At 67.4% G+C, this 25,820-nt stretch carries 26 protein-coding genes; 14 read left to right on the top strand and 12 right to left on the bottom strand.

Annotation, left to right across the window (positions count from 1 at the left end; genetic code table 11):
- The first annotated feature begins 26 nt into the window (after window positions 1-26).
- The gene (locus ABH900_RS02845; protein ID WP_429621067.1) at window positions 27-1,823 is read left to right on the top strand and encodes a DUF4105 domain-containing protein; all 1,797 of its coding nucleotides are present in this window, start codon (window positions 27-29) and stop codon (window positions 1,821-1,823) included.
- Here the strand turns inward: ABH900_RS02845 and ABH900_RS02840 are convergent.
- Window positions 1,801-2,877, bottom strand: coding sequence for an ATP-binding protein (locus ABH900_RS02840; RefSeq protein WP_429621065.1), 1,077 nt, complete (start codon window positions 2,875-2,877; stop codon window positions 1,801-1,803). The two genes, ABH900_RS02845 and ABH900_RS02840, sit on opposite strands and share 23 nt — an antisense overlap.
- On the bottom strand, window positions 2,877-3,593 hold the full coding sequence (locus ABH900_RS02835; RefSeq protein ID WP_429621063.1) for a response regulator: 717 nt from the start codon (window positions 3,591-3,593) through the stop codon (window positions 2,877-2,879). The genes ABH900_RS02840 and ABH900_RS02835 overlap by 1 nt, the downstream gene beginning before the upstream one ends.
- 129 nt (window positions 3,594-3,722) lie before the next feature.
- Between ABH900_RS02835 and ABH900_RS02830 the strand changes: the two genes are divergently transcribed.
- The 4 genes from ABH900_RS02830 to ABH900_RS02815 all read left to right on the top strand — a co-directional run bounded on the left by ABH900_RS02830 (window position 3,723) and on the right by ABH900_RS02815 (window position 9,203).
- Window positions 3,723-4,868 (top strand): efflux RND transporter periplasmic adaptor subunit, encoded by a 1,146-nt coding sequence (locus tag ABH900_RS02830; protein WP_429621061.1) that lies wholly within the window; start codon window positions 3,723-3,725, stop codon window positions 4,866-4,868.
- Between the two features lie 36 nt (window positions 4,869-4,904).
- A complete protein-coding gene (locus ABH900_RS02825; protein WP_429621059.1) occupies window positions 4,905-8,054 on the top strand; it encodes a multidrug efflux RND transporter permease subunit in 3,150 nt (1,049 codons plus the stop codon).
- Entirely contained in the window at window positions 8,035-8,427 is a 393-nt protein-coding gene (locus ABH900_RS02820) for a nuclear transport factor 2 family protein (protein ID WP_429621057.1), read from the top strand. The genes ABH900_RS02825 and ABH900_RS02820 overlap by 20 nt, the downstream gene beginning before the upstream one ends.
- An 83-nt stretch (window positions 8,428-8,510) precedes the next feature.
- Window positions 8,511-9,203 (top strand): COG3650 family protein, encoded by a 693-nt coding sequence (locus ABH900_RS02815; protein WP_429621055.1) that lies wholly within the window; start codon window positions 8,511-8,513, stop codon window positions 9,201-9,203.
- A 47-nt stretch (window positions 9,204-9,250) separates the two neighbouring features.
- Here the strand turns inward: ABH900_RS02815 and ABH900_RS02810 are convergent, their stop codons facing one another.
- From ABH900_RS02810 to ABH900_RS02785, 6 genes are all read right to left on the bottom strand, one after another.
- Window positions 9,251-9,796, bottom strand: a complete 546-nt coding sequence (locus tag ABH900_RS02810; RefSeq protein ID WP_429621053.1) for a hypothetical protein — start codon at window positions 9,794-9,796, stop codon at window positions 9,251-9,253.
- Window positions 9,786-10,352, bottom strand: coding sequence for an elongation factor P-like protein YeiP (yeiP, locus tag ABH900_RS02805; RefSeq protein WP_005409468.1), 567 nt, complete (start codon window positions 10,350-10,352; stop codon window positions 9,786-9,788). Before yeiP ends, ABH900_RS02810 begins: the two co-directional genes overlap by 11 nt.
- 48 nt (window positions 10,353-10,400) lie before the next feature.
- A complete protein-coding gene (locus ABH900_RS02800) occupies window positions 10,401-11,171 on the bottom strand; it encodes an SDR family NAD(P)-dependent oxidoreductase (protein ID WP_429621050.1) in 771 nt (256 codons plus the stop codon).
- Between the two features lie 101 nt (window positions 11,172-11,272).
- Window positions 11,273-12,166: a hydroxymethylglutaryl-CoA lyase gene (locus ABH900_RS02795; protein ID WP_429621048.1), complete on the bottom strand. Its 894-nt coding sequence runs from the start codon at window positions 12,164-12,166 to the stop codon at window positions 11,273-11,275.
- Window positions 12,163-12,564 carry a VOC family protein gene (locus ABH900_RS02790; RefSeq protein WP_429621046.1) on the bottom strand — a complete coding sequence of 134 codons (402 nt, stop codon included), beginning with the start codon at window positions 12,562-12,564 and terminating at the stop codon, window positions 12,163-12,165. Before ABH900_RS02790 ends, ABH900_RS02795 begins: the two co-directional genes overlap by 4 nt.
- Before the next feature lie 2 nt (window positions 12,565-12,566).
- A complete protein-coding gene (locus ABH900_RS02785; protein ID WP_429621044.1) occupies window positions 12,567-13,355 on the bottom strand; it encodes an enoyl-CoA hydratase/isomerase family protein in 789 nt (262 codons plus the stop codon).
- Window positions 13,356-13,474: 119 nt separating this feature from the next.
- On the opposite strand from ABH900_RS02785, the gene ABH900_RS02780 reads away from it, so the two are divergent.
- Genes ABH900_RS02780 through ABH900_RS02770 form a run of 3 tightly spaced genes read left to right on the top strand, consistent with a single transcriptional unit; the run spans window position 13,475 to window position 15,836 of the window.
- A complete protein-coding gene (locus tag ABH900_RS02780; protein ID WP_429621042.1) occupies window positions 13,475-13,729 on the top strand; it encodes a FeoA family protein in 255 nt (84 codons plus the stop codon).
- Window positions 13,726-15,591: a ferrous iron transporter B gene (gene feoB, locus ABH900_RS02775; RefSeq protein WP_429621041.1), complete on the top strand. Its 1,866-nt coding sequence runs from the start codon at window positions 13,726-13,728 to the stop codon at window positions 15,589-15,591. The genes ABH900_RS02780 and feoB overlap by 4 nt, the downstream gene beginning before the upstream one ends.
- A complete protein-coding gene (locus tag ABH900_RS02770) occupies window positions 15,591-15,836 on the top strand; it encodes a DUF6587 family protein (protein WP_429621039.1) in 246 nt (81 codons plus the stop codon). The genes feoB and ABH900_RS02770 overlap by 1 nt, the downstream gene beginning before the upstream one ends.
- A gap of 88 nt (window positions 15,837-15,924) precedes the next feature.
- On the opposite strand, the gene ABH900_RS02765 is transcribed toward ABH900_RS02770, so the two are convergent.
- From ABH900_RS02765 to ABH900_RS02750, 4 genes are all read right to left on the bottom strand, one after another.
- Entirely contained in the window at window positions 15,925-16,386 is a 462-nt protein-coding gene (locus ABH900_RS02765; RefSeq protein WP_429621037.1) for a DUF4304 domain-containing protein, read from the bottom strand.
- 117 nt (window positions 16,387-16,503) lie between these two features.
- The gene (locus ABH900_RS02760; RefSeq protein WP_429621035.1) at window positions 16,504-17,085 is read right to left on the bottom strand and encodes an NAD(P)H-dependent oxidoreductase; all 582 of its coding nucleotides are present in this window, start codon (window positions 17,083-17,085) and stop codon (window positions 16,504-16,506) included.
- Between the two features lie 55 nt (window positions 17,086-17,140).
- Window positions 17,141-17,536: a MerR family transcriptional regulator gene (locus ABH900_RS02755; RefSeq protein WP_429621033.1), complete on the bottom strand. Its 396-nt coding sequence runs from the start codon at window positions 17,534-17,536 to the stop codon at window positions 17,141-17,143.
- Between the two features lie 10 nt (window positions 17,537-17,546).
- Entirely contained in the window at window positions 17,547-18,308 is a 762-nt protein-coding gene (locus ABH900_RS02750; RefSeq protein ID WP_429621031.1) for a 3-oxoacyl-ACP reductase, read from the bottom strand.
- Between the two features lie 90 nt (window positions 18,309-18,398).
- Between ABH900_RS02750 and dapB the strand changes: the two genes are divergently transcribed.
- The 6 genes from dapB (at window position 18,399) to ABH900_RS02720 (ending at window position 25,780) form a co-directional block, all read left to right on the top strand.
- A complete protein-coding gene (dapB, locus tag ABH900_RS02745; RefSeq protein ID WP_429621029.1) occupies window positions 18,399-19,130 on the top strand; it encodes a 4-hydroxy-tetrahydrodipicolinate reductase in 732 nt (243 codons plus the stop codon).
- A 276-nt stretch (window positions 19,131-19,406) separates the two neighbouring features.
- Window positions 19,407-20,534, top strand: coding sequence for a glutamine-hydrolyzing carbamoyl-phosphate synthase small subunit (carA, locus tag ABH900_RS02740; protein WP_429621027.1), 1,128 nt, complete (start codon window positions 19,407-19,409; stop codon window positions 20,532-20,534).
- Complete coding sequence (locus tag ABH900_RS02735; protein ID WP_429621024.1) at window positions 20,534-21,088, top strand: hypothetical protein; 555 nt, start codon at window positions 20,534-20,536, stop codon at window positions 21,086-21,088. Before carA ends, ABH900_RS02735 begins: the two co-directional genes overlap by 1 nt.
- Window positions 21,089-21,142: 54 nt before the next feature.
- Window positions 21,143-24,385, top strand: a complete 3,243-nt coding sequence (gene carB, locus ABH900_RS02730; protein WP_429621022.1) for a carbamoyl-phosphate synthase large subunit — start codon at window positions 21,143-21,145, stop codon at window positions 24,383-24,385.
- The gene (greA, locus tag ABH900_RS02725; protein WP_429621020.1) at window positions 24,382-24,858 is read left to right on the top strand and encodes a transcription elongation factor GreA; all 477 of its coding nucleotides are present in this window, start codon (window positions 24,382-24,384) and stop codon (window positions 24,856-24,858) included. Before carB ends, greA begins: the two co-directional genes overlap by 4 nt.
- 4 nt (window positions 24,859-24,862) lie before the next feature.
- Window positions 24,863-25,780, top strand: coding sequence for a phosphoglycerate mutase (locus ABH900_RS02720; RefSeq protein ID WP_429621019.1), 918 nt, complete (start codon window positions 24,863-24,865; stop codon window positions 25,778-25,780).
- Window positions 25,781-25,820: the final 40 nt, after the last annotated feature.

The raw sequence follows: 25,820 nt of genomic DNA, 5'->3' as shown, positions 1-25,820 counted from the left end.
AGTGCCGGCCGCTGGCTGGCAATCGCATGACATCTGCACGGAACGCAGCCAGGCATGGCCTGGCTCTACTGCTGGCGGCTCCGGCGGTACATGCCAGCGGAGGCCTGCAGCTGGATCCGGCTGGCCTGGACCTGGCGCAGCAGCAGCTCGCCAACCAGACCCTGGCTGATGTGCAGGCGCTGCTGCCCGACGGGCTGTTGCGCGCACTGCCGGCGCAGGTGCAGGTGGCCTGGCGCGATGATCTGCCTGCCGATGTGCATGGCCGCGCCTTCGCCGGCCGCATTGCGCTGCGCCGCGACCTGCTGGACGACGGCGTGCCGGGTGCACGGCGCGCGCGACGCAGTGCGCTGGTGCACGAACTGGCCCATGTAGCGGACCGCAGCGGCGCGAACTGGTCGCACAGTGCGCGCTGGCGCGACCTCGCGGGCTGGCAGCGCAAGCCCTGGCATCTGGGCCGTGGCGACAACGACTTCCGTGACCGCAGCCCGGATGCGTACGAGCTGACGGACCCGGCCGAGTATCTGGCAGTGAACGCCGAGCATTTCCTGCTTGATGGTGAATTCGCGTGCCGACGCCCGGCGCTGGCGCAGTGGTACCGGGCCCACTTTGGAGCGCCACCTTCGCTGCCGCAGCCGCAGTGCGATCCCTCCGTTCCGATGCTGCAGGCCGGCTCGGAGGAGGGGGCGGCGTCGCTGCTCCAGCTCGATCCCGCACGCATCTACGCCGTGGACTACCTGTTTGCCGAAGGCAGTGCGCAACCGATGAGCCGCTGGGGCCACAGCATGCTCCGGCTGGTGATCTGCCGGCCTGGCCGCGCGCCGGGGCCCGACTGCCGGCTGGATCTTGAGTATCACCGTGTGCTGTCGTTCCGCGCGTTCGTTGGCGACGTGCAGATTTCCAACTGGCGCGGGCTGACCGGCGGCTATCCCTCGCGGTTGTTCGTGCTGCCGCTGCAGCAGGTGGTGGACGAGTACACCAAGGTCGAGTTGCGCGGGCTGCAGTCACTGCCGCTGCGGCTGGAGCGCACCGAGATCGCCAGCCTGCTGGAGCGGGTCGCGCAGGTGCATTGGAGCTACGACGGGCGCTACTACTTCGTCAGCAACAACTGCGCGGTGGAGACGGCCAAGCTGCTGCAGGCCGGTGTGCCGCGGCTGGGCGACGCCGGCCTGGCCCAGCTCAGTCCGCGTGGGCTGAAGCGGCGGCTGGCGCGGCTGCAGATGCTGGACGAGGGCGTGTTGACCGACCGCAGCGCCGCGCAGGCCCAAGGCTATTATTTTGCTTCGGCCCGTGACCACTACCAGCAGTTGTTCGGGGTGGCCGCCGCGCAGCTGGCGTTGCCGGCGCGTGATGTGCGCGGCTGGCTGAAAGTGCCCGCACAGCAACGCGCGCCGTGGCTGCTGCGCGGTGACCTGCGCGCCAGCGCTGGCCTGCTGCTGCTGGAGCAGGCTGCGCAACGGCGTGCCGAGCTGCGCGCGCGCGACGTACTCAAGCGCCGCCTGTTGGCCGCACCGGACAGCGCGCAGACGCGCGGTCTGCGCGAACTGCTGGAGCAGAGTGGGCAATGGTTGCGCCCGGGCACGTTGCTGCATGACGGCGGCTATGGACTACCGCTGGCCGACGAGCAGGCGCTGTTGGCCGAGGCGGTGGCCGCCGCCAGCACACGGGCGGTGCCCGCGTGGCAGGCATTGCGCGTACAGCTGCGCCAGCAGTTGCCGGCCACGCAGCGAAGCGAGCTGGATGCGATCGATGCCAACCTGGCAGCGCTCGGCGCCCATCTCCGCGAGCAGGCGGCGACGCCAGCTACTGGCGCGGTAGTTCGATGACGAAACGGCTGCCGCCGGCATCGCCAGGCGTGCAGTAGACCCGGCCCCCATGTGCATCGGCGATGGCCTTGACCACCGCCAGGCCGAGGCCGCTGCCACCGCCCTGACGTGAGCGCGATCCATCGGCACGCATGAACGGAGTGAAGATGTCGGCGTGCAGCTCGGGGTCGATGCCCGGACCCTCATCCTCGATCGCCACCTGCACATGCCCGGGCGTGTCATGCACGGCGATCCGTACTTTGCCGGGGCTGGCATAGCGCCGCGCGTTCTCCAGCAGCGCCAGCAGCGCCTGGCGCAGCCGCGTGGGATCGCAGTGCGCCGCATGCTCCTCGCGGCTGGTTTCCAGTTCCAGCACGAAGCCGGCGGCGCGGAACTGAGGGTCGACCAGGGTCATCACCGAATGCACCTCGGCCACCACGTCGGTGCGTGCGCGGCGCACGTCCATGCGCGCGTTGTCGGCCAGGCTCAGCACGCGCAGGTCCTCGATCAGGCGCGACAGGCCCTCGACCTGGGCCAACAGGCTGCGGAACTGCGATTCATCGGGCTGGAAGACGCCCTCGGCCAAGCCCTGCAGGCGGCCACGCAGGATGGTCACCGGGGTCCGTAGTTCATGGGCGATGGCCGCGTGCCACATCGCGCGCTCACTCTCCATGTGCTGCAGCCGGCGCGCCATCGCATTGAAGTCCTCGACCAGGGTGGCCACCTCGCCGGGCGAATTCTCCTCCGCGCTGGCGCGCGCGCCGAGGTCACCTTCAGCAAGCGCGCGCACGCTGTCCACCACCGAGTTCAAGGGCGAGAGGATGCGATGGGCCAACCGGAACGAAGCAGCGATGGCCAGTGCCAGGCCGGTCAGGATCACGCCAACCATCCAGGCCAGCTCCGGCCCCGTCGGCAGCCAGCCCTCCGGTTCGTCGGTGCTGCCGGGGAAGAATTCGACCAGCACCGCGTACAGCAGCCACGACGACAGGATCATCATCACGATGACGCCGATCACCATCAGCGACATCGATACGATGATGTGGCGGCTGAGCCCGAAGCGGCGCATGCGGGCCATCAGCGGTCGGCCATCAGCCGATAGCCGACGCCACGCACGCTGGCCGGCACGTTGAGCATGCCCACTTCATCCAGCTTGCGGCGCAGCTTGCTGACATGACTGTCCACGGTACGCTCCAGTGCTTCGCTTTCGGGCAGGCATTCGTGCATCAGTTCACTGCGGCTGAAGATCCGCGTTGGTGCCAGCGCCATGCAATGCAGCAGCTTGAACTCGGTCAGGGTGAGCAGGACTTCGTGGCTGTAGCCTTCGCCCTCGACATGCACGGCATGGGTGGCCGAGTCGATCAGCAGCGGGCCCACGCGCAGCGCGGTGGGTGCGTCCACGCGTGAGGTACGCAGCGTACGACGCAGCACGGCGCGCACGCGCGCGGCCACTTCGGCGGGGTTGAACGGCTTGACCACGTAGTCGTCGGCGCCCATGCGCAACGCGGTCAGCTTGTCCAGATCCTGGTCGAGCGCGGTCAGCATGATCACGGGTGTTTCGCCGCGCTGGCGCAGCTGGGTCAGTACGCTCCAGCCATCCAGGCGCGGCAGCTGCACGTCCAGCAGGACCAGATCGGGGCGGGCGCTGCGGTGCAGGTCCAGTGCGCTGTGGCCATCGGCGGCACGCAGGGTGCGCAGCCCTTCGCGTTCCAGGTAGGCGGTAAGAATGTCGGCGATCTCGGCCTCATCCTCGACGATCAGGACGAGGGCGGCGAGGGCAGGGGAGGCATGCATGCAGGGGCGGGGCCAGAAGGTGCTTGCCTCCATCGTATCTCCACACTTCCTCCATCGAAACCCCATCATCGCCACGCACACTGCACGCTTCAGAACCTATCCGCCGCCTGCGCGGCATTGTGCACAGCAATGAGAACCTTCAGGACTCCGGTCGCGTTGATCGCGGCCCTCGCCTTGGCCATGACGGCCTGTTCCTCCCCCGAAGCCACTCCCGAAGCGGCACCACGGGTCAGCGTGGTTACCGTTGGCCCGCAGGTGGTGCAGCGCGATGACGAGCTGCCCGGTCGCGTGGCAGCGGTGCGCACCGCACAGATCCGCGCCCAGGTGGGCGGTATCGTGCAGCGCCGCCTGTTCGAACAGGGCGCCGAAGTCAGCGCCGGCCAGGCCCTGTTCCAGATCGATCCGGCCGCGTTCCGTGCCGACGTCGATTCGGCCTTGGCTGCCTTGCAGCGCAGTGAGGCGGCGCTCGGCCGCAGCCGCGTGCAGTCGCAGCGGCTGCATGCGCTGGCCGCCGCACAGGCGGTCAGCCAGCAGCATCGTGACGACGCCAGCGCCGAGTACGAACAGGCGCGCGCGGCGGTGAATGAAGCGCGCGCCATCCTTTCCCGTCGTCAGCTGGACCTGCGCTACGCCACGGTCAGTGCGCCGATTGCCGGCCGTATCGACCAGGCCCTGGTGACCGAAGGCGCGCTGGTGGCCGCTGCCGATGCCGAACCGATGGCCGTGGTGCAGCAGATCGACCAGGTCTACGTCGACGTACGCCAGCCGGCGGCGCAGCTGGAGTCGCTGCAGCGCAGTGCCGGTGGCGGCGAACTGCCGGTGACGATCATCGGCGCCGCCGGCAAGTCGCTGCCCGAGCGTGGCCAGCTGCTGTTCTCCGGCATCAACGTCGATGCGCGTACCGGCGATGTGATCCTGCGCATCCTGGTCGACAACCCGAAACGCCAGCTGCTGCCCGGCATGTATGTGCGTGCCAGGGTGCCGCGCGGTGCTCCCGCCAGTGCATTGACCGTGCCGCAGCAGGCGGTGCTGCGCAGCGCCGGCGGCCAGGCCTACGCCTGGGTGATCGGTGCCGACGGCAAGGCGGTGATCCGCACGCTGGAAGTGGACGGTAGTGTCGATCGCCAGTGGCTGGTGCGGCATGGCCTGAAGGCAGGCGAGAAGGTGGTGGTTGAAGGCCAGGAGCGCCTGCAGGAAGGCGTAGTGGTCGATGCACGCGACTGGCAGTTGCCGGTCGCCAGCGCCGGTGCGATGCAGGCCGGCAGCAAGGGCTGAGCCTTTTCCGGGCCAGCCCCTCCAGGACAATTCAACATGGCACGTTTCTTCATCGATCGCCCGGTGTTCGCCTGGGTGCTGGCGATCTTCATCATCCTGGCTGGCGTGCTGGCGATTCCGCGCCTGGCCGTGGAGCGCTACCCGGCCGTCGCTCCTCCCAGCGTCAGCATCTATGCCAGCTACCCGGGTGCCAGCCCGCAGACGCTCAATGATGCCGTGGTCGGGCTGATCGAGCGCGAGCTGTCCAGCGTCAAGCATCTGCTGTACTTCGAATCGTCGGTCGATACGTCCGGCGAAGCCTCGATCATCGCCACCTTCAAGCCGGGTACCGACCCGGAGCTGGCCCAGGTGGACGTACAGAACCGGATCAAGGCGATCGAGCCGCGTCTGCCGCGCAGCGTTCGCCAGAACGGTCTGTTCGTCGAGGCCGCCGATTCCGGCTTCCTGATGCTGGTCGGCCTGCGCTCGCCCGATGCCAGCGTCAGCGAAGCGGCACTGGGTGATTTCATGGCGCGCAACATCATCGAAGAACTGCGCCGGGTCGATGGTGTCGGCCGCGTGCAGCTGTTCGGTGCCGAGCAGGCGATGCGCGTGTGGCTCGATCCGACCCGCCTGACCGGCTACGGCCTGACCATCGGCGATGTGGCCAGCGCCATCGAACAGCAGAACCTGGAGATTTCGCCGGGCCGCATCGGCGATTCACCCGGCGTACCGGGCCAGCGCATCACGGTGCCGCTGAGCGCCGATGGCCAGCTGTCCACGCCCGAGCAGTTCGCCGCCATCGTGCTGCGCGCCGGTGCCGATGGCTCGCGGGTGCTGCTGGGTGACGTCGCCCGTATCGAGCTGGGCGCGCAGAGCTATGCCTGGGGGACGCGCGAGGACGGTCATCCGGCCACTGCGGCCGGCGTACAACTGCGTCCGGGTGCGAACGCGGTGCGCACCGCCGCCGCAGTGCGCGAACGCATGGCCGAACTGGCGCAGCTGCTGCCGCGCGGGGTGCAGGCGAGCATTCCGTTCGACACTGCGCCGTTCGTCAAGATCTCGATCCAGAAAGTGGTGCAGACGCTGCTGGAAGCCATGTTGCTGGTGTTCGCGGTGATGTACCTGTTCCTGCAGAACTGGCGCTACACGCTGATCCCCGCACTGGTTGCGCCGATCGCGTTGCTGGGCACCTTTGCGGTGATGCTGGCACTGGGCTTCTCGATCAATGTGCTGACCATGTTCGGCATGGTGCTGGCGATCGGCATCATCGTTGACGATGCGATCGTCGTGGTCGAAGGCGTGGAGCGGATCATGGCCGAGGAAGGGCTGCCGCCGCGCGAGGCCACCATCAAGGCGATGCGCGAACTGACCGGTGCGGTGATCGGCATCACCCTGGTGCTGACCGCGGTCTTCATTCCGATGGCCCTGGCCAGCGGCTCGGTGGGCGCGATCTACCGTCAGTTCACCGTGGCGATGGCGGTGTCGATCCTGTTCTCGGCATTGCTGGCGTTGAGTCTGACCCCGGCACTGTGCGCGACCCTGCTGCGCCACGACACGCATGGCCATCACGGTCGCGGCGGGCTGTTCGGTGCCTTCAACCGCGGCTTCGAAAAGATGACCGGACGCTACCAGCGCGGCGTGGCATCGGTACTGCAGCGCAGTGGGCGGGTGATGGGCGTGTTTGCCGCGCTGGTAGTGGCGCTGCTGCTGGGCCTGCACTGGCTGCCCGGCGCGTTCCTGCCGGAAGAGGATCAGGGTTACTTCATGACCTCGATCCAGCTGCCCGCCGAAGCCACGGCCGAGCGCACCCTGGCCGTGGTCGAAGCCTATGAACGGCACGTGGCCTCACGACCGGGTATCGGCTCCAACCAGTCGATTCTCGGCTACAGCTTCTCCGGGTCCGGCCCGAGTGCGGCCCTGACCTACACCATGCTGAAGGACTGGGGGGCGCGTGCTGGAGCGACCGCAGCCGGTGAAGTGGCGGCGGCGCAGAAAGCGATGGCACGGGTGGGCGAGGGCGAGGTGATGAGCGTAATGCCGCCGGCGATCGACAGCCTTGGCCGGTCTTCCGGCTTCTCGCTGGCGTTGCAGGCCCGCAACGGGCAGAGCCAGGAGGCGCTGCGGGAGGCCCTGCAGCAACTGCTGAAACGTGCCCAGGCGAGTCCGCTGCTGTCCGAAGTGCACGCCGATGGCCTGCCGGCCGGTACCAGCGTGCGACTGGACATCGACCGCGCCAAGGCCGAGGCGATGGGTGTGGGTTTCGCGGATATCAGCAGCACGTTGTCGGCGGCGATGGGATCGCGGTACGTCAACGATTTCCCCAACAAGGGACGGTTGCAGCAGGTGATCCTGCAGGCCGATGCAGCGCACCGGATGGAGCTGGAGCACGTGCTGAAGCTGTACGTGCGCAACAGCGAGGGCGGCATGGTGGCATTGTCCGAACTGGTGACGCCGCACTGGACCGAAGCGCCACTGCAGCTGCAGCGTTACCTCGGCTTCCCCGCGCTCAATCTGTCGGGCGCACCAGCCTCCGGCGTGTCCACCGGCCAGGCGATGGCCGAGATGGAGCGCCTTGCGCGGCAGCTGCCGTCCGGCTTCGCCCTGCAATGGACCAGCCAGTCGCTGCAGGAACGCGAATCCGGAACGCAGGCGCCGTGGCTGCTGCTGTTGTCGATGCTGGTGGTGTTCCTGGTGCTGGCCGCGCTGTATGAGAGCTGGTCGATTCCGCTGGCGGTGATGCTGGTGGTGCCGCTGGGTCTGCTGGGCGCGGTGGCTGCGGTGCTGCTGCGCGGCATGCCCAACGATGTGTTCTTCAAGGTCGGCATGATCACCGTGATCGGGCTGTCGGCGAAGAACGCGATCCTCATCGTGGAGTTCGCCCGTCAGCTGCAGCAGCAGGGTCGTGGCCTGGTCGAGGCGGCGCTGGAGGCGGCGCGGTTGCGGCTGCGGCCGATCCTGATGACCTCGCTGGCGTTCGCGCTGGGCGTGGTACCGCTGATGCTGGCGCAGGGGGCATCCAAGGAAACCCAGCAGGCGATCGGAACCGGTGTGTTCGGTGGCATGGTCAGCGCGACTGTGCTGGCGGTGTTCTTCGTGCCGGTCTTCTATGTAGTGGTGCAGGGCGCGCGGCAGTGGCTCGCGCAGCGCCTGCGCAGGCGCCGGCCGATGCCGGAAGGATCCGTGGATGGAACGGAACATCATTGAAGACCTGCATGAGGTGCAGCTGGCCACGCTCGAACAGCGCCTGTGTCAGGCGTTGCTGGAGGATGACCACACGGCATTGACCGCGTTGGTATCGCCTGCGCTGTTCATGATGGATGGCAACGGTGGGCGCATGCTGGATCTGCCCTGGCTGGGCGATTGGCTGGCGGGCGACCTGCAGGTTCAAGGGCTGCAGCTGCAGGCGGTGGAAACGCTGCTGTGTGGCCGCCTGGCGCTGCTGTCCAGCGACGTGTGGTTGGCGGTGCGCGGGCAGGGCCGCGAGCGCGAACTGAAGCTGCGCCTGCTGCGCGTATGGGCCTGTAGTTCCGGTGCCGCGGGCGCACAGCTGCTGTCGATGGCGGTGCTGGCCGCGTGAGCGTGGTCAGGCCGCTTTCAGGCCCCGCTCACCGCCAGGTGGTAGGGTCGAACCTCTCTGTAGTGCCGACAAGGAGTCGAGCCATGCGTGTAGTTCCCAGTCTGTTGGCCGCTTCCCTCGGCTTGGTTCTCGCTGCGTGCCAGCCGGCGCAGTCACCTGTTGCGGGCGGCAGCGATGCCGCGCCGGCCACGCCGCAGCCGAGCGCCAGTACCGGCGGTGGCAGCGAAACCGCTTACCAGTGTGGTGATCTGAGCGTGCGCGCAACCTTCAACGGCGAAGACGCAGCCACGGTGGTCATTGGTGATCGCACGTTCGCCATGGCCTCCGAGCGTGCCGCATCGGGTGCGAAGTACGGTGATGGGCAGGGCAACAGTTTCTGGACCAAGGGTAGCGATGAGGGCCTGCTCAGCCTGAAGGGCGAGACGGACCGCGAGTGCCATGCGGTGGAAGCCACTGAAGGGGATGGCAGCGCTGGCGCCGCGGCGTTCCGTGCCACCGGCAACGAGCCGGGTTGGTTGGCCGTTGTTGACGGCGACAGGCCCGGCCTGCAGGTCGAAGTCGATTACGGTGAGCGCCGCTTCGACGTCCCCACGCCCACCGAAGGTGCCGACGGATGGAGTGGCAAGGCGTCCGACGGCACCGACGTCAAGCTCAGCTTCCAGCGCACCACCTGCCAGGACGACATGAGTGGCGAGGCGTTCGAAGCCAAGGTGAATCTGACCATCGGCACCCGCCAGTACCACGGCTGCGGCAATTTCGGCGCGAAGCAGCCGTAAGCCATCTGTAGAGCCGAGCCCACGCTCGGCTCTACATCATCGACGGGTCAGCCCTCGCAGGGCTTCAGGTCCAGCTCGAATACAAGGTCGTAGCGGCTGTTGATCCCGATCAACGCTGCGCGGGTCGCGCAGTCGTCGCGATGGCGCGCGACCAGATCGGTGAAGATCTTCTCGCGGCCCTCGCAGTACTTGGCGCTGGCCTCTTCCAGTTCGCGGCGGCGCTCGTCGTCATAAGGTTCCTCACCCGCAAAGTGCTGGCAGGTGTTCTCGCGTGCGAGGAAGGCCTGGACGTCACCTGGCATCGCGCAGTAGACGCGCACGTCGTCGACGTCATACACATCCTCCGGGATCGGACAGCCTGCGGCTGCACGTGCCTTGTCCAGCTCCTCATCGCCAGAGGACAGGTCGGTAGAGGGCGCTGCTTCGGCGGTGGCCTCGACGGCGGCCGGTGCCTCCACCGCAGGTGCGGCCGTCACCGCCGGTCCGACCGGTGAGGTTTTCGGCGCAGCATCGGCGGCGCTGTCCGCTGCCTGCGGCGAACACGCCGCAAGCAGGGACAGGCAGGCGATCAGCGCGAGGTGCTTAGTCGGCACGGCCAGCGAATTCGCCGGTGGCGGTGTTCACCAGCACGCGCTCGCCGTTGACGATGTACTCCGGCACCATGATCTCGATGCCGGTGTTGAGCTTGGCCGGCTTCGGGCGCTTGGTTGCGGTGCCGCCCTTCAGTTCCGGCGGCGTCTCGATCACTTCCAGCACCACCGAGGCCGGCAGCTGGATCGCGACCGGCTGCTCGTCGATCACCTGCACGTAGATGCCGGTCAGGCCGTCGGTGATGTAGCCGGCGTCATCGCCGATCACGTCCGCGTCCAGGGTGTAGGGCGTGTAGTCCTCGTCATCGAGGAACACGAAAGCATCGCCATCCTTGTACGAATAGGTGGACTGGCGGCGCAGCAGTTCGACTTCGACCAGGTTGTCGTCGGCATCGAAGCTTGCGTCGAGCTTGTTGCCGCCCGGCACGCTGTACATGATGAAGCGGAAGCGGACGTTGCCGCCGCGACCCTGCGGGGAGCTGCGCTCGATGTCGCGGATCTGGTAGACGCCGTTGTTGTACTCGACGACGTTGCCCTTCTTGATGTCGTTGGCTTTCATGGTGATCTAGGTCGTTGGGGGAGGGCGCCGTCCCGGCGCCCGGGGGAATCACTTCGGAGCGAGGCGGGTAGCGCCGTCCAGGCGGATGGTCTCGCCATTGAGGTAGGTGTTGCCGAGGATGAAGCCGACCAGGCTGGCGAAGTCTTCCGGCTTGCCCAGCCGCGACGGGAACGGGATCGAGGCGGCCAGCGACTGCTGCACGGCTTCGGGCATGCCGTCGACCATCGGCGTCCAGAACACGCCCGGCGCGATGGTGTTGACGCGGATGCCGAAGCGCGACAGTTCGCGTGCCATCGGCAGGGTCATCGATACCACGCCGCCCTTGCTGGCGGCATAGGCGGCCTGGCCGATCTGGCCTTCATAGGCGGCGATGCTGGCGGTGTTGATGATCACGCCGCGCTCGCCATCGGTGCCCGCATCGTTGTGCTGCATGCGGTTGGCGGCAGCCTTGGCGACATTGAAGCTGCCGACCAGATTCACCATCACGGTGCCCTGGAAGCCGGCCAGCGGCATCGGACCTTCTTTGCCGAGCACGCGGCCGGCGCCGAGGATGCCGGCGCAGTTCATCGCCACGTTCAGGCTGCCGAGGAAATCATGGGCCTGGTCGATGGCCGCGGCCACGGCCGCCTCATCGCTGACATTGACGTTGAAATAGTGGGCCTTGTCGGCGCCCAGCTCGGCAACGGCGGCAGCGCCCTTGTCGTCGTTGAGGTCGAACAGGGCCACCTTGCCGCCCTGCGCGACGAGGTGCTGGGCCACGGCCAGGCCGAGGCCGGAGACGCCGCCAGTGATCACGGCACGTACGGAAGACAGCTGCATTGCACGGTCCTGCAGGTTCAAGAGCCGCCGATTCTAACGGAAGCGGTGACGGCCGCTGTTGTGCACTGCGCCGCCCGTAGGCGAGCGGCGCAGCAGGACGCTCAACCGGCGGCCAGCGCCTGCCCGGTGCGGCTGGCGGTGGCGCGGCCGAGCAGGCCGGCCAGCCAGCGCCCGGTTTCGGCCAGAGCCGGCAGGTCCACGCCGCTGTCCAGGCCCAGGCCCTGCAGCAGGTAGACCACGTCCTCGCTGGCGACATTGCCGCTGGCGCCCTTCGCATACGGGCAGCCACCGGCGCCGGATACCGCACTGTCGACCACGCGCACGCCTTCTTCCAGGCAGCTGGCGATGTTGGCGATGGCCTGGCCATAGGTGTCGTGGAAGTGCACGGCCAACGCCGCCATCGGGATCTCGGCTGCCACCGCCTGCAGCATGGCGCGCGCCTTGCGTGGGGTGCCCACGCCGATGGTGTCGCCCAGCGAGATCTCGTAGCAGCCCATCTGGTGCAGGGCGCGGGCCACGCGCACCACGTCGGCCAGCGGCACGTTGCCCTGGTAGGGGCAGCCGAGCACGGTGGAGACGTAGCCGCGCACGCGTACGCCATCGGCAGCGGCGCGGCGCAGGATCGGTTCGAAGCGGGCCAGCGACTCGTCAATGCCGGCATTGGTGTTGGTGCGGTTGAACGCCTCGGAGGCGGCGGTGAACACCGCCACTTCCTCCACACCCACCGCGCGCGCCCGGTCGTAACCCTGTTCGTTCGGCACCAGCACCGGGTAGTGGATGCCGGGCCGGCGCTGGATGCCGGCATAGACCTCGGCGGCGTCGGCCAGCTGCGGAATCCACTTGGGGCTGACGAAGCTGGTGGCTTCGATGCTGCGCAGGCCGGTGGCCGACAGGCGGTTGATCAGTTCGATCTTGTCGGTGGTGGAGACCGACTGCCTTTCGTTCTGAAGGCCGTCACGCGGGCCGACCTCGACGATGCGTACGTAGTCGCTCATGCGACCACCTCGGCGGCTGGGCGGTGGCAGACCGCCTCGATGTTGTTGCCGTCCGGGTCTAGCACGAAGGCGCCGTAGTAGTCGGGGTGGTACCACGGGCGCAGGCCCGGCGCACCGTTGTCGCGACCGCCGGCGGCGAGTGCGGCGGCATGGAAGGCGTCCACCTGGGCACGGCTGGCGCAGGAGAACGCCACATGCACACCCTGGCTGGCGGTGCCGGCATTGCCGAGCCAGAAGAACGGCTTGCCGTCGCTGCCGAAGCCGACGTGGTCGTGGGCGCCGGTCTGTTCGGCGGTGACCTCCATCACCAGGCCGATCTGCAGTGGCGCCAGTGCCTGCAGGAAAAAGGTCTTGCTGCGCGCCAGGTCGGCGCTGGTCAAACCAAGATGATCGAGCATGTTCAGGCTTCCGTGACCCAGTGGGGGGCGCGCTTGTCGAGGAAGGCGCCCAGGCCTTCCTGGCCCTCGGCGGACACCCGCAGGCGCGCGATCAAAGCGGCATTATCGCGATCCAGGGTGTCGCGGTCATGGCTGTCGCGCACCTGCCGTACCAGCTGCTTGGCGCTGGACGAGGCGATCGGGCCGGCCTTGTCCAGCAACGCCAGCTGACGCTCCAGGGCTTCGTCCAGGCGTTCGGGTTCGACCAGCTGGTGGACCAGGCCGATGCGCAGCGCGGTCTCTGCGTCGAAGTGCTCGCCGGTGGCGAACCAGCGGCGCGCCTGGCGTGGTCCGATGGCCTCGATCACGTACGGCGAGATCACCGCCGGCAACAGGCCGAGGCGGCTTTCGGTCAGGCCGAAGCGGGCCGAGGTGCTGGCGATGGCGATGTCGCAGCAGGCGACCAGGCCGACGCCCCCCCCGAAGGCCGCGCCGTGGACCCGGGCCAGGGTCGGCTTGGGCAGCTCGTCCAGGGTGCGCATCAGCCGCGCCAGGGCCAGCGAGTCCTCCCGGTTGTCGGCCTCGCTGGCGGCGGCCATGCCACGCATCCACTGCATGTCGGCGCCGGCCGAGAAGGAGGCGCCGTGGCCGGCGACCACCACCGCGCGCACCGAGTTGTCGCGCCCGGCCGCCTCCAAGGCGGCGGTCAACCGGGCGATCAGGCTGGCGTCAAAGGCGTTGTGCAACTCCGGCCGGTTCAGCCAGAGAGTGAGGACGGCGCCGCTGCGCTCGATCTGCAAAGCATCGTTCATGGGATTCCAGGGTCACTCCATACCTGTATGGATCATAGCGGGCCATTGGTCATGGGCCATGACGCGACGCGGGAATGTTAGAATCGAGAACCATTTACATCCAGCAGAGAACACGCTAGATGACGCTGTCCGAACTGCCGCTGCACACCTCGGCCGTGGTCGAGTCCGTGCAGGACCTGCATGCCAACGATGCCATCGCCCGTCGCCTGCGCGAGCTGGGTTTCGTGAAGGGCGAGGAAGTGCGCCTGGTGGCCAAGGGCCCGGTGGGGGGCGAGCCGCTGCTGGTGCAGGTCGGGTTCACCCGGTTCGCGCTGCGGATCAGTGAAGCCAAGCGCGTCGTGATCGACGCCGCCAGCCAGGTGCGACGCGCATGACCGCCACTGCCATCACCGCCCCCCTGCGCATCGCGCTGGTCGGTAACCCGAACAGTGGCAAGACGGCGCTGTTCAACCAGCTGACCGGCAGCCGGCAGAAGGTCGCCAACTACACCGGCGTCACCGTCGAGCGCAAGGAAGGTCGCCTGCGGGCACCATCCGGGCGTGAATTTGCCGTGCTCGACCTGCCCGGTGCCTACAGCCTGCATCCGGCCAGTCTGGACGAGGCGATCACCCGCGACCTGTGCCGGGGCTTCTACCCGGGTGAGGCCGCGCCGGACGTGCTGCTGTGCGTGATCGATGCCACCAACCTGCGCCTGCACCTGCGCTTCGCGCTGGAACTGCGCGAGCTCGGCAAGCCAATGGTGGTGGCGCTGAACATGGTTGATGCGGCCCAGCGCCGCGGTATCCAGGTGGATGTGGCCGCGCTGGAGCGTGAGCTGGGCGTGCCGGTGGTGGAAACCGTGGCGGTGCGCAAGCAGGGTGCCAAGGCCCTGGTGGAGCGCCTGGACGCGATGGTGCCGCACCTGGATGCGCCGATGGCCGGCGTTGACGGCAGCGTGGATTACCACGCGCAGGTGCGCGCCATTCTGGCCGCTGCCGTGCGCATGCCGGCGCGGACCGCAAAGATCGACGACGCGCTGGACCGCTGGCTGCTGCACCCGGTGTTCGGCCTGGTCAGCCTGGCGGTGGTGATGTTCCTGATCTTCCAGGCGGTGTACGCCTGGGCGACGCCGCTGATGGACGGCATCGAGGCCGGGTTTGCCTGGCTCGGCACCTTCGTTGGCAGCGTGCTGCCGGAAGGTCCGCTGGCCAGCCTGCTGACCGACGGCATCATCGCCGGCGTCGGCGGCGTGGTGGTGTTCCTGCCGCAGATCCTGATCCTGTTCTTCTTCATCCTGGTGCTGGAGGAGTCCGGCTACCTGCCGCGCGCGGCGTTCCTGCTCGACCGCATGATGGCGGCTGCCGGCCTGTCCGGTCGCTCGTTCATCCCGCTGCTGTCCAGCTTCGCCTGCGCGGTGCCGGGCATCATGTCCACCCGCAGCATCCAGGACCCGCGCGACCGCCTGGCCACGATCCTGGTGGCGCCGTTGATGACCTGTTCGGCGCGCCTGCCGGTGTATGCACTGCTGATCGGTGCGTTCATTCCGCAGAAGAGCGTATGGGGCGTGTTCAACCAGCAGGGCCTGGTACTGTTCGGCCTGTACGCGGCCGGCATCCTCAGCGCGTTGGCGATGTCGTGGATCATGAAGAAGTGGCGCCGTGACAAGAGCGAGCACCCGCTGATGCTGGAGCTGCCGTCGTATCGCCTGCCGCATGTGCGCGACCTGGCCGTGGGGCTGTACGAGCGCGGCATGATCTTCCTCAAGCGTGTCGGCGGCATCATCCTGGCGCTGACCATCCTGCTGTGGGTGCTGCTGTCCTTCCCGGCGGCGCCGGCCGGCGCGACCCTGCCCGCGATCGACTACAGCTACGCGGGCCAGATCGGTCATGCGATGGCGGTGTTCTTCGCGCCGCTGGGCTTCAACTGGCAGATCTGCATCGCGCTGATCCCGGGCCTGGCCGCGCGTGAAGTCGCGGTGGCCTCGCTGGCGACCGTGTATGCGCTGTCGGCGGCCGATGACGATGCCGCCAGCCAGGCGCTGACGCCGCTGATCAGCGACGGCTGGTCGCTGGCTACCGCACTGTCGCTGCTGGTCTGGTACATCTACGCGCCGATGTGCATCTCGACGCTGGCCACCATCAAGCGCGAGACCAACTCGTGGAGGCAGATGGGCTTTGCCGCGTTCTACCTGTTCGCGGCGGCCTATGTGGCGGCGCTGATCACCTACCAGGTGACCAAGGCGCTGGGAGGCGGCTGATGGACGGCGGATTGCTGCTGCAATACCTGATCATCGCGGTGGCTGTGCTGGTCAGTGCCTGGGTGGTGTTGAAAAAACAGTTCCCCGGCACCGTGCGCAAGCTGCGCGGTGCGCTGGCGCTGGCCCTGCTGAAGCCGGGTCGTGCCGCCTGGATGCAGGCGCTGGGGCGCAGGATCGCACCCCCGGCCACCGGCGGTGGTGGCGCCTGCGGTGGCTGTGACAGCTGCGGGCCTACCAAAAAGTAGAGTCGAGCTTGCTCGACTGCTTTTGGGGGCTTTCATCCACGCATGGCGTGGATCTACCGGGCCTTCATCCACGCATGGCGTGGATCTACTAGACCTCCTTGCGGATGATGGCGCGGAAGTTTCCTGCCTGCTGCAGTCGCCGCACCGATTCCCGGTTTCCGTGGGTAGACGCGAAGCCCAGCACATCGGCCAGGGCTTCGAGCAGCAGACATTTCAACCCGTCGCGATTGCCGGCCAGGAGCAGATCATCAAGATCCTGCTGGGTGAAGTTCCGGCGCAGGCCTGGCGTCTCTTCGATCCGCCAGTCGACGTGGGGCGTGGGGATGCTGGAGCGGTAGCGGAACGCGCTTTCAAGATCGCACGGCTCAAGCGGATGCTCGAGAAGCTCCTGGAAATAGAGCCCGGCATTCACATAGAAGCCTCTGCTCTGGCTGGCGCGCTGGTGATTGATCACCAGTGAGGCGCCCTCCAGCAGCCGGTAGCGGGTGGTCGACGTTCCGGCAAAGCCCGTCTTCCTTGCACATCTGCTGAAGACTGTCGCGGATTTCATGAGCTGTGCCTGTGCCGGAAGAGGGGCTCTCAGCCTTGAGGTGCAGTGCTTGGGCGTCAATTGGCAAAGGCGACACCCGGAACGTCTGCCGCCATTTCATCCGCGCAGGGCGTGGGTCTACCGGGCCTGCGCTCCCAGCTCCGCCGCCAGTGCCAGCCACTTGGCGCGTTGCGCGGGTGTGCTGCTGCGCACCGCCCCGAGGCGGCTGATCCGCACCGGGCGGATGCCGCAGAACGCCAGAATGGTGGCGCTGATCTGGGTGATGCCCGGGTCGCGGTAGATCCAGCGGTAATACCAGGGCGGCGTGTCCAGTGTGGTGATCACCCGCGCACTGCGTCCGGCCAGCAGCCGGTCCCACCACACCGAATCGCGTCGGTAACGAAACGCGAAGCCCGGTAACAGTGCGCGATCGAAGAAGCCCTTGAGCAGGGCTGGCATCGCGCCCCACCAGGTGGGATAGACCAGCACCAGATGATCGCAGGCCTGGATTGCATCCGCGGCGTCCTGCAGGTCGGGTTCAAGTGGCTGGATCTGGCGGTATCCATGCCGCAGCACCGGGTCGAATTCAAGCTCGCCCAGTGCGATCAGACGCACCTGGTGACCGGCATTCTCGGCGGCCGTGGCATAGCGCTGGGCGAGGGCGCCGCACAGACTGTCGCGGTCGGGATGGCCCAGCAGGATCAGGATGGAACGGGGCACGACAACCTCGGGCAAGGGAAAGTGCGCGAGGGTGCGGTCTGCCCCAGGGGCAGAGTCAAGCCGCGGTGGTGCAGCCGCTGGGGGCGAGGACGCAGTCGCCGTTGCCGGATGCCAGCCACTGTTGAAGTTCGTCGCTGACCTGCTGCAGGGCAAGTTCGACCTGTGCCAGCCGCGCCCGCTCACGGGCGATACGGCTGCGCTGCTGCTCCAGCAAGGCCAGCACGGCCGGCCAGTCGAGCTGGCCATCGCGACCCTGCAGGCGGGAGATCGCGGCCAGCGTGATGCCCAGCGCCAACGCCTGGCGGATCAGCTGTACCCAGGCCACGTCCTGTTCGCTGTAGTCGCGATAGCGGTTCAGGCGCGGCACCGGTGGCAGCAGTCCGCGCGCCTCATACAGGCGGATGGCCTTGGCGCTGGCGCCGGTCAGGCGGCTGATCTCGGAGATGCGCACCCGTTAATCCTTAATCCCTGACCAGCCCGCCATCCACCACCAGGTTCTGGCCGGTCACTGCGCGTGACCACGGGCTGGCGAAGAACAGCGCCGCGTCGGCGAACTCGGCCGGGGTGGTGACGCTGCGCAGTGGTGTGTTGGCGGCGATGTAGTCGAACACCGCTTCGGGCGTGGCGGCGCTGGCATCGGTGGTGCGCAGCAGGCCGCCGGACAGCATGTTCACGGTGATGCCGTGCGGGCCGAGGTCGCCGGCCAGGGTGCGGGTCAGCGACAGCAGTGCGGCCTTGGCAGCGGTGTAATCGTGGTAGGGCACCACCGGGTTCTGGAACAGATTGGTGCCGATGTTGATGACGCGGCCGAAACGGCGCGCCTGCATGCCGGGCAGCGCGGCCTGCACGGTATTCAGGGCGCCGCGCACGCTGCCTTCGAACTGTGCCTGGAACGCCGGCCAACGGATATCGGCGGCGCCGTCGCGGGCATCGCCATTGAACGAGAACGCGGCCAGTGCATTGTTGACCACGGTGGTGACGCCCTGGCCGAAGTGCGCCAGCGCCTGTTGCAGCATCGCCTGTACCTGGCCCGGCTCGGTGACGTCGGCCGGCAGCGCGATCGCCTGGCCGCCCAGCTCGCCGGCCAATGCGCGGGCGTCCGCCTCGCTGCGGTGGTAGTTGATGATGACGCGCGCACCCTGCGCAGCGAAGGCGCGGGCGATATGCCGGCCCAGGCCGCGACCGGCACCGGTAACCAGTACCAGCTGTTCGCTGATCTGCATGAGGGAGCTGCCATCCATTGCATGAAAGGGCATGCAGCGTAGCAGCGATGGCGCTTGCCGGAGCGGCCATGCTGCCGCTAGCCTGCGGGCATGAACCAGACTCCCCTGCGATTGCTCATTCACGGCGCTTCCGGGCGCATGGGCCAGGCCCTGCTGCGGCTGGCCGCAGAACATCCCCACTCCCTGCAGATCGTGGCGGCGGTGACCGGCCGGGCGCCGGCCCAGCGCGTAGTCGACGGCGTGCCGTTCTTCGGCGCCAGTGAACTGCCCGGCGCGCCGCCGTTCGACGTGGCGATCGACTTCAGCCTGCCAGAGGGTTTCGATCCGATGCTGGCGCTGTGCGTGGAGCGCGGCGCCGGCCTGGTTTCAGGCACCACCGGCATTTCCAGCACCCAGCGCCAGGCGCTGGAGGCTGCGGCGGCGAAGATCCCGTTGGTCTGGGCCTCGAATTTCAGCCTGGGCGTAGCGGTGCTGGACGAACTGGTCGAACGCGCGGCGCAGGCGCTGGCCGGGTGGGACTGCGATATCGTCGAATCGCACCATACCCAGAAGAAGGACGCCCCGTCGGGGACGGCGCTGACCCTGGGTGCCGCGGTGCAGCGGGGTGGGGCGGAGCCGCATTACGCCAGCCTGCGGGCAGGCGATATCGTCGGCGAGCACCTGGTGCAGTTCACCGGGCCGGGTGAACGCATCGAGCTGGTGCACCGGGCCACCAACCGCGACATCTTCGCCCGTGGCGCCCTGTTTGCCGCTCGTCAGCTGCACGGGCGCGCAGCCGGCAGTTACCGCGTTCGCGACCTGCTGGACGGGCCGACGGGCTGATCGTTGGGGTCGGATCCCTTTTCCCGCAGGAAAAGGGAGCCGACCCCGGCAGCTGCGCTTTGCACACGCGGGCGTATTGAAATGAATACGCAGTCGCCTGTTCATAAAGCGCGATAACCGCTGGCGCGAGCGCCCCGGCAGCGCTACAATTCGCACTCGCCGAATCACCAAAGCCGGACCGGTCCCGTACCGTACGTCCGCGCTTTTTTGCAACCCGATTCCCGAGAAGCACAGGCGTGACTTCGGCACCCCCTCGGTAGCCAAAGTGAGATTTCCGTGACCCAAGCCGCAATCCTCGTCCTCGAAGACGGCACCGTATTCGAGGGCGAATCCGTAGGCGCGCCCGGCCTGTCCGTCGGTGAGGTGGTGTTCAATACCGCCATGACCGGTTATCAGGAAGTGCTGACCGACCCGTCCTACGCCCGGCAGATGGTCACGCTGACCTATCCGCATATCGGCAACACCGGCATGACCGACCAGGACGATGAAGCGTCCAAGGTGTGGTCGGCTGGCCTGATCGTGCGCGATGTGCCGCGCCGCCCGAGCAACTGGCGCAGCCAGGTGTCGCTGCAGGATTGGCTGATCCAGCGCGGCGTGGTCGCCATCGCCGGCATCGACACCCGCAAGCTGACCCGCATCCTGCGCGAGAAGGGCGCGCAGAACGGTGCGCTGATGGCCGGCGACATCGATGTGGACAAGGCGCTGGAAGCGGCCCGCAAGTTCCCGGGCCTGAAGGGCATGGATCTGGCCAAGGTCGTCACTACCGAGAAGACCTACGTCTGGACCGAGGGCCAGCTGGACCTGGATGCCAATGCCTTCGTCAGCGTTCCGGCCACGCACAAGGTCGTGGCCTACGATTTCGGCGTGAAGACCAACATCCTGCGCATGCTGGCCGAGCGCGGCTGCGAAGTGACCGTAGTGCCGGCACAGACCCCGGCCGCCGAGGTGCTGGCGATGAAGCCGGACGGCGTGTTCCTGTCCAATGGCCCGGGTGACCCGGAACCGTGCGACTACGCGATTGCTGCGATCAAGACCTTCATCGATGCGAAGATCCCGACCTTCGGCATCTGCCTGGGCCACCAGCTGCTGGGCCTGGCCTCGGGCGCGAAGACCATGAAGATGGGCCACGGCCACCACGGTGCCAACCACCCGGTACAGGACCTGGACAGCGGCCGGGTGATGATCACCTCGCAGAACCACGGTTTCGCGGTCGATGAAGCGACCCTGCCGCCGACCCTGCGGGTGACTCACCGTTCGCTGTTCGACGGTACCAACCAGGGTATTGCCCGTACCGACGTGCCGGCATTCTCGTTCCAGGGCCACCCGGAAGCCTCGCCGGGCCCGCACGACGTCGGTCCGCTGTTCGATCGTTTCGTGACCCTGATGGCCGAGGCGAAGGCTTGATGCGCAGTGCCGCTCTGCTGCTGTCGCTGTGCTGTGCCGCAGGCGTGGCGCAGGCCGCTCCGGCGTCCGACACCGAGGTGGCGGCGGTCGTGACCAAGCTGGGCCTGGGCTCGCTGGGCACCGACATGGCCGGCATCATGGTCGACAACGTGCCGGTGCTGAAGGCGTTGCCCGACGCGGATCGCCAGTGCGCGCGCGGACCGATCCGTGATGTGCTGGATGCGCAGTACCGTCGTTCGCTCATCGCCGAACTCGGCAACGATGGCGATACGGTGGTCGCCGAGTGGTCGCGCTTCCTGGCGACCGCGGCAGGCAAGGGACTTTCGTCCTCGTTCGCCGGCTCCACCCCGGAAACCACGGCGGCCAATGCCACTGCCGGCCTGTCCGAACAGGAACGCGCGCAGACCGCTGCGTTCCTGGACAGCCCGGCCTTCAAGCGCCTGACCGCCGCGCTGCAGACCGATTCGGATCTGCCGGACGATATGAGCGTGCAGGTATCGAAAATGTTGCAGGCGCAGTGCCGGATCGCGCTGAAACCTGAAGAGATTTCCTGATCGACAGCGTGCGATCACTCCCCCTTGTCACGCTGTACTGACTTAGAGAAGAAAATGCCCAAGCGCACTGACCTCAAGACCATCCTCATCATCGGTGCCGGCCCGATCGTCATCGGCCAGGCCTGCGAGTTCGACTACTCCGGCGCCCAGGCCTGCAAGGCCCTGCGTGACGAGGGTTACCGCGTGGTGCTGGTCAACAGCAACCCGGCCACGATCATGACCGACCCGGAGATGGCCGACGCCGTCTACATCGAGCCGATCAACTGGCAGACCGTCGAGAAGATCATCGACAAGGAGCGCCCGGACGCGCTGCTGCCCACCATGGGCGGCCAGACCGCGCTGAACTGCGCGCTGGACCTGGCCGACCACGGCGTGCTGGAGAAGTACAACGTCGAGCTGATCGGCGCCAAGCGTGATGCGATCCGCATGGCCGAAGACCGCGAGCTGTTCCGCGTGGCGATGGGCGAGATCGGCCTGGAGTGCCCGACCGCCGCCGTCGCCCATACGCTGGAAGAAGCGCTGGAGATCCAGACCCGCGTCGGCTATCCGACCATCATCCGTCCCAGCTTCACCCTGGGCGGCAGCGGCGGCGGCATCGCCTACAACCGCGAAGAGCTGATCGAGATCGTCAACCGCGGCCTGGAACTGTCGCCGACCAGCGAAGTGCTGGTGGAAGAGTCGGTGCTGGGCTGGAAGGAATTCGAGATGGAAGTGGTCCGCGATACCGCGGACAACTGCATCATCGTCTGCTCGATCGAGAACCTCGATCCGATGGGCGTGCACACCGGTGACTCGATTACCGTGGCCCCGGCGCAGACCCTCACCGACAAGGAATACCAGCGCCTGCGCGATGCATCCATCGCCGTGCTGCGCAAGATCGGCGTCGATACCGGTGGCTCGAACGTGCAGTTCGGCATCAATCCGGATACCGGTCGCGTGGTGGTGATCGAAATGAACCCGCGCGTGTCGCGCTCGTCGGCGCTGGCCTCCAAGGCTACCGGCTTCCCGATCGCCAAGGTCGCCGCCAAGCTGGCCGTGGGTTACACCCTGGACGAGCTGAAGAACGAGATCACCGGCGGCCTGACCCCGGCCTCGTTCGAACCGTCGATCGACTACGTCGTCACCAAGATCCCGCGCTTCGCCTTCGAGAAGTTCCCGGCCGCCGACGCGCGCCTGACTACCCAGATGAAGTCGGTGGGCGAGGTGATGGCGATGGGCCGCACCTTCCAGGAGTCGATGCAGAAGGCGCTGCGTGGACTGGAGACCGGCAAGGTCGGCTTCGACCCGACCGGCCTGGACCTGACCAACGACGATGATCTGCAGACCCTGCGCCGCGAGCTCAAGGCGCCGGGTCCGGAGCGCCTGTTCTTCGTCGCCGACGCGTTCCGCGCCGGCATGAGCGTGGAGGACATCTTCAAGCTGTCCTACATCGACCCGTGGTTCCTGGACCAGATCGAAGAGATCATCGCCGCCGAGACCCGGGTTGCCGGCGATGGCATCGACGCACTGGACGCCGCGCGTCTGCGCAAGCTGAAGCGTGCCGGCTTCTCCGACGCCCGACTGGCGCAGCTGACCGGCACCAACGAGGCCGCCATCCGCGCGCTGCGTCGTGCCCACAAGGTCCGCCCGGTTTACAAGCGCGTGGACTCCTGCGCCGGTGAGTTCTCCACCGGCACCGCCTACCTGTACTCGACCTACGAGGACGAGTGCGAGGCCGCGCCGAGCAACCGCGACAAGATCATGATCCTGGGCGGTGGCCCGAACCGCATCGGCCAGGGCATCGAGTTCGACTACTGCTGCGTGCACGCGGCACTGGCACTGCGCGAGGATGGTTATGAAACCATCATGGTCAACTGCAACCCGGAAACCGTGTCGACCGACTACGACACCTCCGATCGCCTGTACTTCGAGCCGCTGACCCTGGAAGACGTGCTGGAGATCGTCGAGCTGGAACAGCCGAAGGGCGTGATCGTGCAGTACGGCGGCCAGACCCCGCTGAAGCTGGCGCGCGCACTGGAAGCCAACGGCGTGCCGGTGATCGGTACCAGCCCGGACTCGATCGACCTGGCCGAAGATCGCGAGCGTTTCCAGCAGCTGGTGGACAAGCTTGGCCTGAAGCAGCCGCCGAACCGCATCGCCCGCAACGACCAGGAAGCCCTGCTGCTGGCCCGCGAGATCGGCTACCCGCTGGTGGTGCGCCCGAGCTATGTGCTGGGTGGCCGTGCGATGGAAATCGTCTACGGCGAATCCGACCTGGCCCGCTATGTCCGCGACGCGGTGAAGGTCTCCAATGACTCGCCGGTGCTGCTGGATCGCTTCCTCGACAACGCCGTCGAGTGCGACGTCGACATCATCGCCGACAAGGAGGGTAATGTCCTGATCGGTGGCGTGATGGAGCACATCGAAGAGGCCGGCGTGCATTCGGGTGATTCCTCGTGCTCGCTGCCGCCATACTCGCTGTCGGCGGCCACCCAGGCCGAGTTGCGTCGCCAGGTGGTGGAGCTGGCCAAGGCCCTGAACGTGGTCGGCCTGATGAACACCCAGTTTGCGATCCAGACCGATGAGGATGGCAACGACACCATCTTCCTGCTGGAAGTGAACCCGCGTGCCTCGCGCACCGTGCCGTTCGTGTCCAAGGCCACCGGGATGGCGCTGGCCAAGATCGCCGCGCGCTGCATGGCCGGCAAGACGCTGGCCGAGCAGGGCGCGACCAAGGAAATCGTGCCGGACTACTACTCGGTGAAGGAAGCCATCTTCCCGTTCGCCAAGTTCCAGGGCGTCGATCCGATCCTCGGGCCGGAAATGCGCTCCACCGGCGAAGTGATGGGCGTGGGCCGTACCTTCAATGCCGCCTTCGCGCGGGCGCAGGAAGCCGGTGGCATCAAGGCGCCGCCGATCGGCAAGGCCTTCGTGTCGGTCCGTGACCCGGACAAGAAGCGCGTGCTGCCGGTGGCCAAGGCCCTGCTGGCGCGTGGCTACAGCCTGGTCGCCACCCGTGGCACCGCCGCGTGGCTGCAGCAGCACGGCATGGACTGCGAGATCATCAACAAGGTGGTCGAAGGCCGTCCGCACGTCGTCGACTCGATCAAGAACGGCGAGATCGTCTATATCGTCAACACGACCGAAGGTCGTTCGGCGATCAACGACTCGTTCTCGATCCGTCGCGAAGCGCTGCAGCATCGCGTCACCTACTCGACCACCATCGCCGGCGCCAAGGCGCTGGTGGATTCACTGGAATTCCGCGGTACCGGCCCGGTCTGGTCGCTGCAGGAACTGCACAAGGAGTTGAATGCATGAGAGCCCCGATCACCATGAAGGGCGCGCAGCGGCTGCGCGACGAACTGGATCACCTGAAGTCGGTCAAGCGTCCGAAGGTCATTGCGGCCATCGCCGAAGCGCGTGAGCATGGCGACCTGAAGGAAAACGCCGAGTACCACGCCGCGCGCGAGGAGCAGGGCTTCATCGAAGGCCGCATCAAGCAGCTGGAAGGTGAGCTGTCGCACGCCGAGATCATCGACGTGAGCAAGCTCAACGCCGGCTCCAAGGTGGTGTTTGGTGCCAGCGTGACCCTGGCCGACGTGGAAACCGACGAAGAGAAGAAGTACCAGATCGTCGGTGACCTGGAAGCGGACATCAAGCTGGGCCTGATCGCCATTTCCTCGCCGGTGGCGCGCGCGATGATCGGCAAGCTGGAGGGCGATTCGATCGTGATCGACGCCCCGGCTGGCCAGCGGGAGTACGAGATCGTCAGCGTCAGCTACGTGAGCTGATCGCGTGGCGACGGCGACCCTGCTGTTGCCGGCCCGCAGCCGCTTTGCCGCGGCTGCGCTGCCGGATGACGTGGCACGTGCGCTCGGGCGTGCCACGGCCGTGCAGGTCGTGCAGGGCGAGCGCGCTCAGCTGACGCGCCACTTCACGGTCGCCGCGCCGCACTGGCCGGTGGCTGCGTTGACCCGCCAGCGCGACGTCGGTGATGCCGCCGGCGCCAGCTGGTTGCGGGCCGATCCGGCCTGCATGGTCCCGGACATGCACGGCGCGCGGATGATGGCCTACGGCGAAACGCTGCGGCCGACGCTGGCCGACAGCCTGGCCCTGCTGCCGGTGCTGCAGCCGTTGTTCGCCGATGCCGGGTTCGTACTCGATGCACCCGATCCATCGCGTTGGTACCTGCGGTTGCCGATCGACCTGGCATTGCCGGTGTTCGACAGCCCCGATGAGGTGCTGGGCGATGACCTGTTCTCGCACCTGCCTGAAGGCGAGGGCGGCCGTCGCTGGCGGGCGCTGATGACCGAGGCGCAGGTGCTGTTGCACAACCATTCCTGGAACCAGCACCGCGCTGCGCAGGGCCAGCAGCCGATCAACTCGCTGTGGTTCTGGGGCGGTGGGGTGATGCCGGTATCGGTCAGCACACCGCACGCGCAGGTACGCAGTCGCGATGCGCTGCTGCAGGGCCTGGCCCAGGCCGCAGGGGTGGCCGTGGACGGCGAACAGTCGGTCGATGCGCTGGTTGACCTGCGCCAGCTGCGTTCGTTGCAGCAGCTGGGCAATGATGCAATCCGGCCATTGCTGTCCGCGCTCAAGCGCGGTGAGCTGCAGCGGCTGGTGCTGGACTTCGAGGACGGCCTGCAGTTCCAGCTGGACCGCGGCCAGCGCTGGCAGTTCTGGAAGAAGCCGCGGCAGCTTCACGATTGAGCCGGGCCCGCGCGGTAGCGCCGGGCCATGCCCGGCCGAT

Origin of the sequence: Stenotrophomonas sp. AN71 (assembly GCF_050435725.1) — a bacterium.
Taxonomy (GTDB): domain Bacteria; phylum Pseudomonadota; class Gammaproteobacteria; order Xanthomonadales; family Xanthomonadaceae; genus Stenotrophomonas.
This window is presented reverse-complemented; position numbering and strand designations above follow the sequence as displayed.

Bases quoted from the DNA above. Each gene is read 5' to 3' on its own strand.
- ABH900_RS02845 (WP_429621067.1), top strand. From the start codon at position 27: ATGACATCTGCACGGAACGCAGCCAGGCATGGCCTGGCTCTACTGCTG.
- ABH900_RS02840 (WP_429621065.1), bottom strand. From the start codon at position 2,877: ATGGCCCGCATGCGCCGCTTCGGGCTCAGCCGCCACATCATCGTATCG.
- ABH900_RS02835 (WP_429621063.1), bottom strand. From the start codon at position 3,593: ATGCATGCCTCCCCTGCCCTCGCCGCCCTCGTCCTGATCGTCGAGGAT.
- ABH900_RS02830 (WP_429621061.1), top strand. From the start codon at position 3,723: ATGAGAACCTTCAGGACTCCGGTCGCGTTGATCGCGGCCCTCGCCTTG.
- ABH900_RS02825 (WP_429621059.1), top strand. From the start codon at position 4,905: ATGGCACGTTTCTTCATCGATCGCCCGGTGTTCGCCTGGGTGCTGGCG.
- ABH900_RS02820 (WP_429621057.1), top strand. From the start codon at position 8,035: ATGGAACGGAACATCATTGAAGACCTGCATGAGGTGCAGCTGGCCACG.
- ABH900_RS02815 (WP_429621055.1), top strand. From the start codon at position 8,511: ATGCGTGTAGTTCCCAGTCTGTTGGCCGCTTCCCTCGGCTTGGTTCTC.
- yeiP (WP_005409468.1), bottom strand. From the start codon at position 10,352: ATGAAAGCCAACGACATCAAGAAGGGCAACGTCGTCGAGTACAACAAC.
- ABH900_RS02800 (WP_429621050.1), bottom strand. From the start codon at position 11,171: ATGCAGCTGTCTTCCGTACGTGCCGTGATCACTGGCGGCGTCTCCGGC.
- ABH900_RS02795 (WP_429621048.1), bottom strand. From the start codon at position 12,166: ATGAGCGACTACGTACGCATCGTCGAGGTCGGCCCGCGTGACGGCCTT.
- ABH900_RS02790 (WP_429621046.1), bottom strand. From the start codon at position 12,564: ATGCTCGATCATCTTGGTTTGACCAGCGCCGACCTGGCGCGCAGCAAG.
- ABH900_RS02785 (WP_429621044.1), bottom strand. From the start codon at position 13,355: ATGAACGATGCTTTGCAGATCGAGCGCAGCGGCGCCGTCCTCACTCTC.
- ABH900_RS02780 (WP_429621042.1), top strand. From the start codon at position 13,475: ATGACGCTGTCCGAACTGCCGCTGCACACCTCGGCCGTGGTCGAGTCC.
- feoB (WP_429621041.1), top strand. From the start codon at position 13,726: ATGACCGCCACTGCCATCACCGCCCCCCTGCGCATCGCGCTGGTCGGT.
- ABH900_RS02770 (WP_429621039.1), top strand. From the start codon at position 15,591: ATGGACGGCGGATTGCTGCTGCAATACCTGATCATCGCGGTGGCTGTG.
- ABH900_RS02765 (WP_429621037.1), bottom strand. From the start codon at position 16,386: ATGAAATCCGCGACAGTCTTCAGCAGATGTGCAAGGAAGACGGGCTTT.
- ABH900_RS02750 (WP_429621031.1), bottom strand. From the start codon at position 18,308: ATGCAGATCAGCGAACAGCTGGTACTGGTTACCGGTGCCGGTCGCGGC.
- dapB (WP_429621029.1), top strand. From the start codon at position 18,399: ATGAACCAGACTCCCCTGCGATTGCTCATTCACGGCGCTTCCGGGCGC.
- ABH900_RS02735 (WP_429621024.1), top strand. From the start codon at position 20,534: ATGCGCAGTGCCGCTCTGCTGCTGTCGCTGTGCTGTGCCGCAGGCGTG.
- carB (WP_429621022.1), top strand. From the start codon at position 21,143: ATGCCCAAGCGCACTGACCTCAAGACCATCCTCATCATCGGTGCCGGC.
- greA (WP_429621020.1), top strand. From the start codon at position 24,382: ATGAGAGCCCCGATCACCATGAAGGGCGCGCAGCGGCTGCGCGACGAA.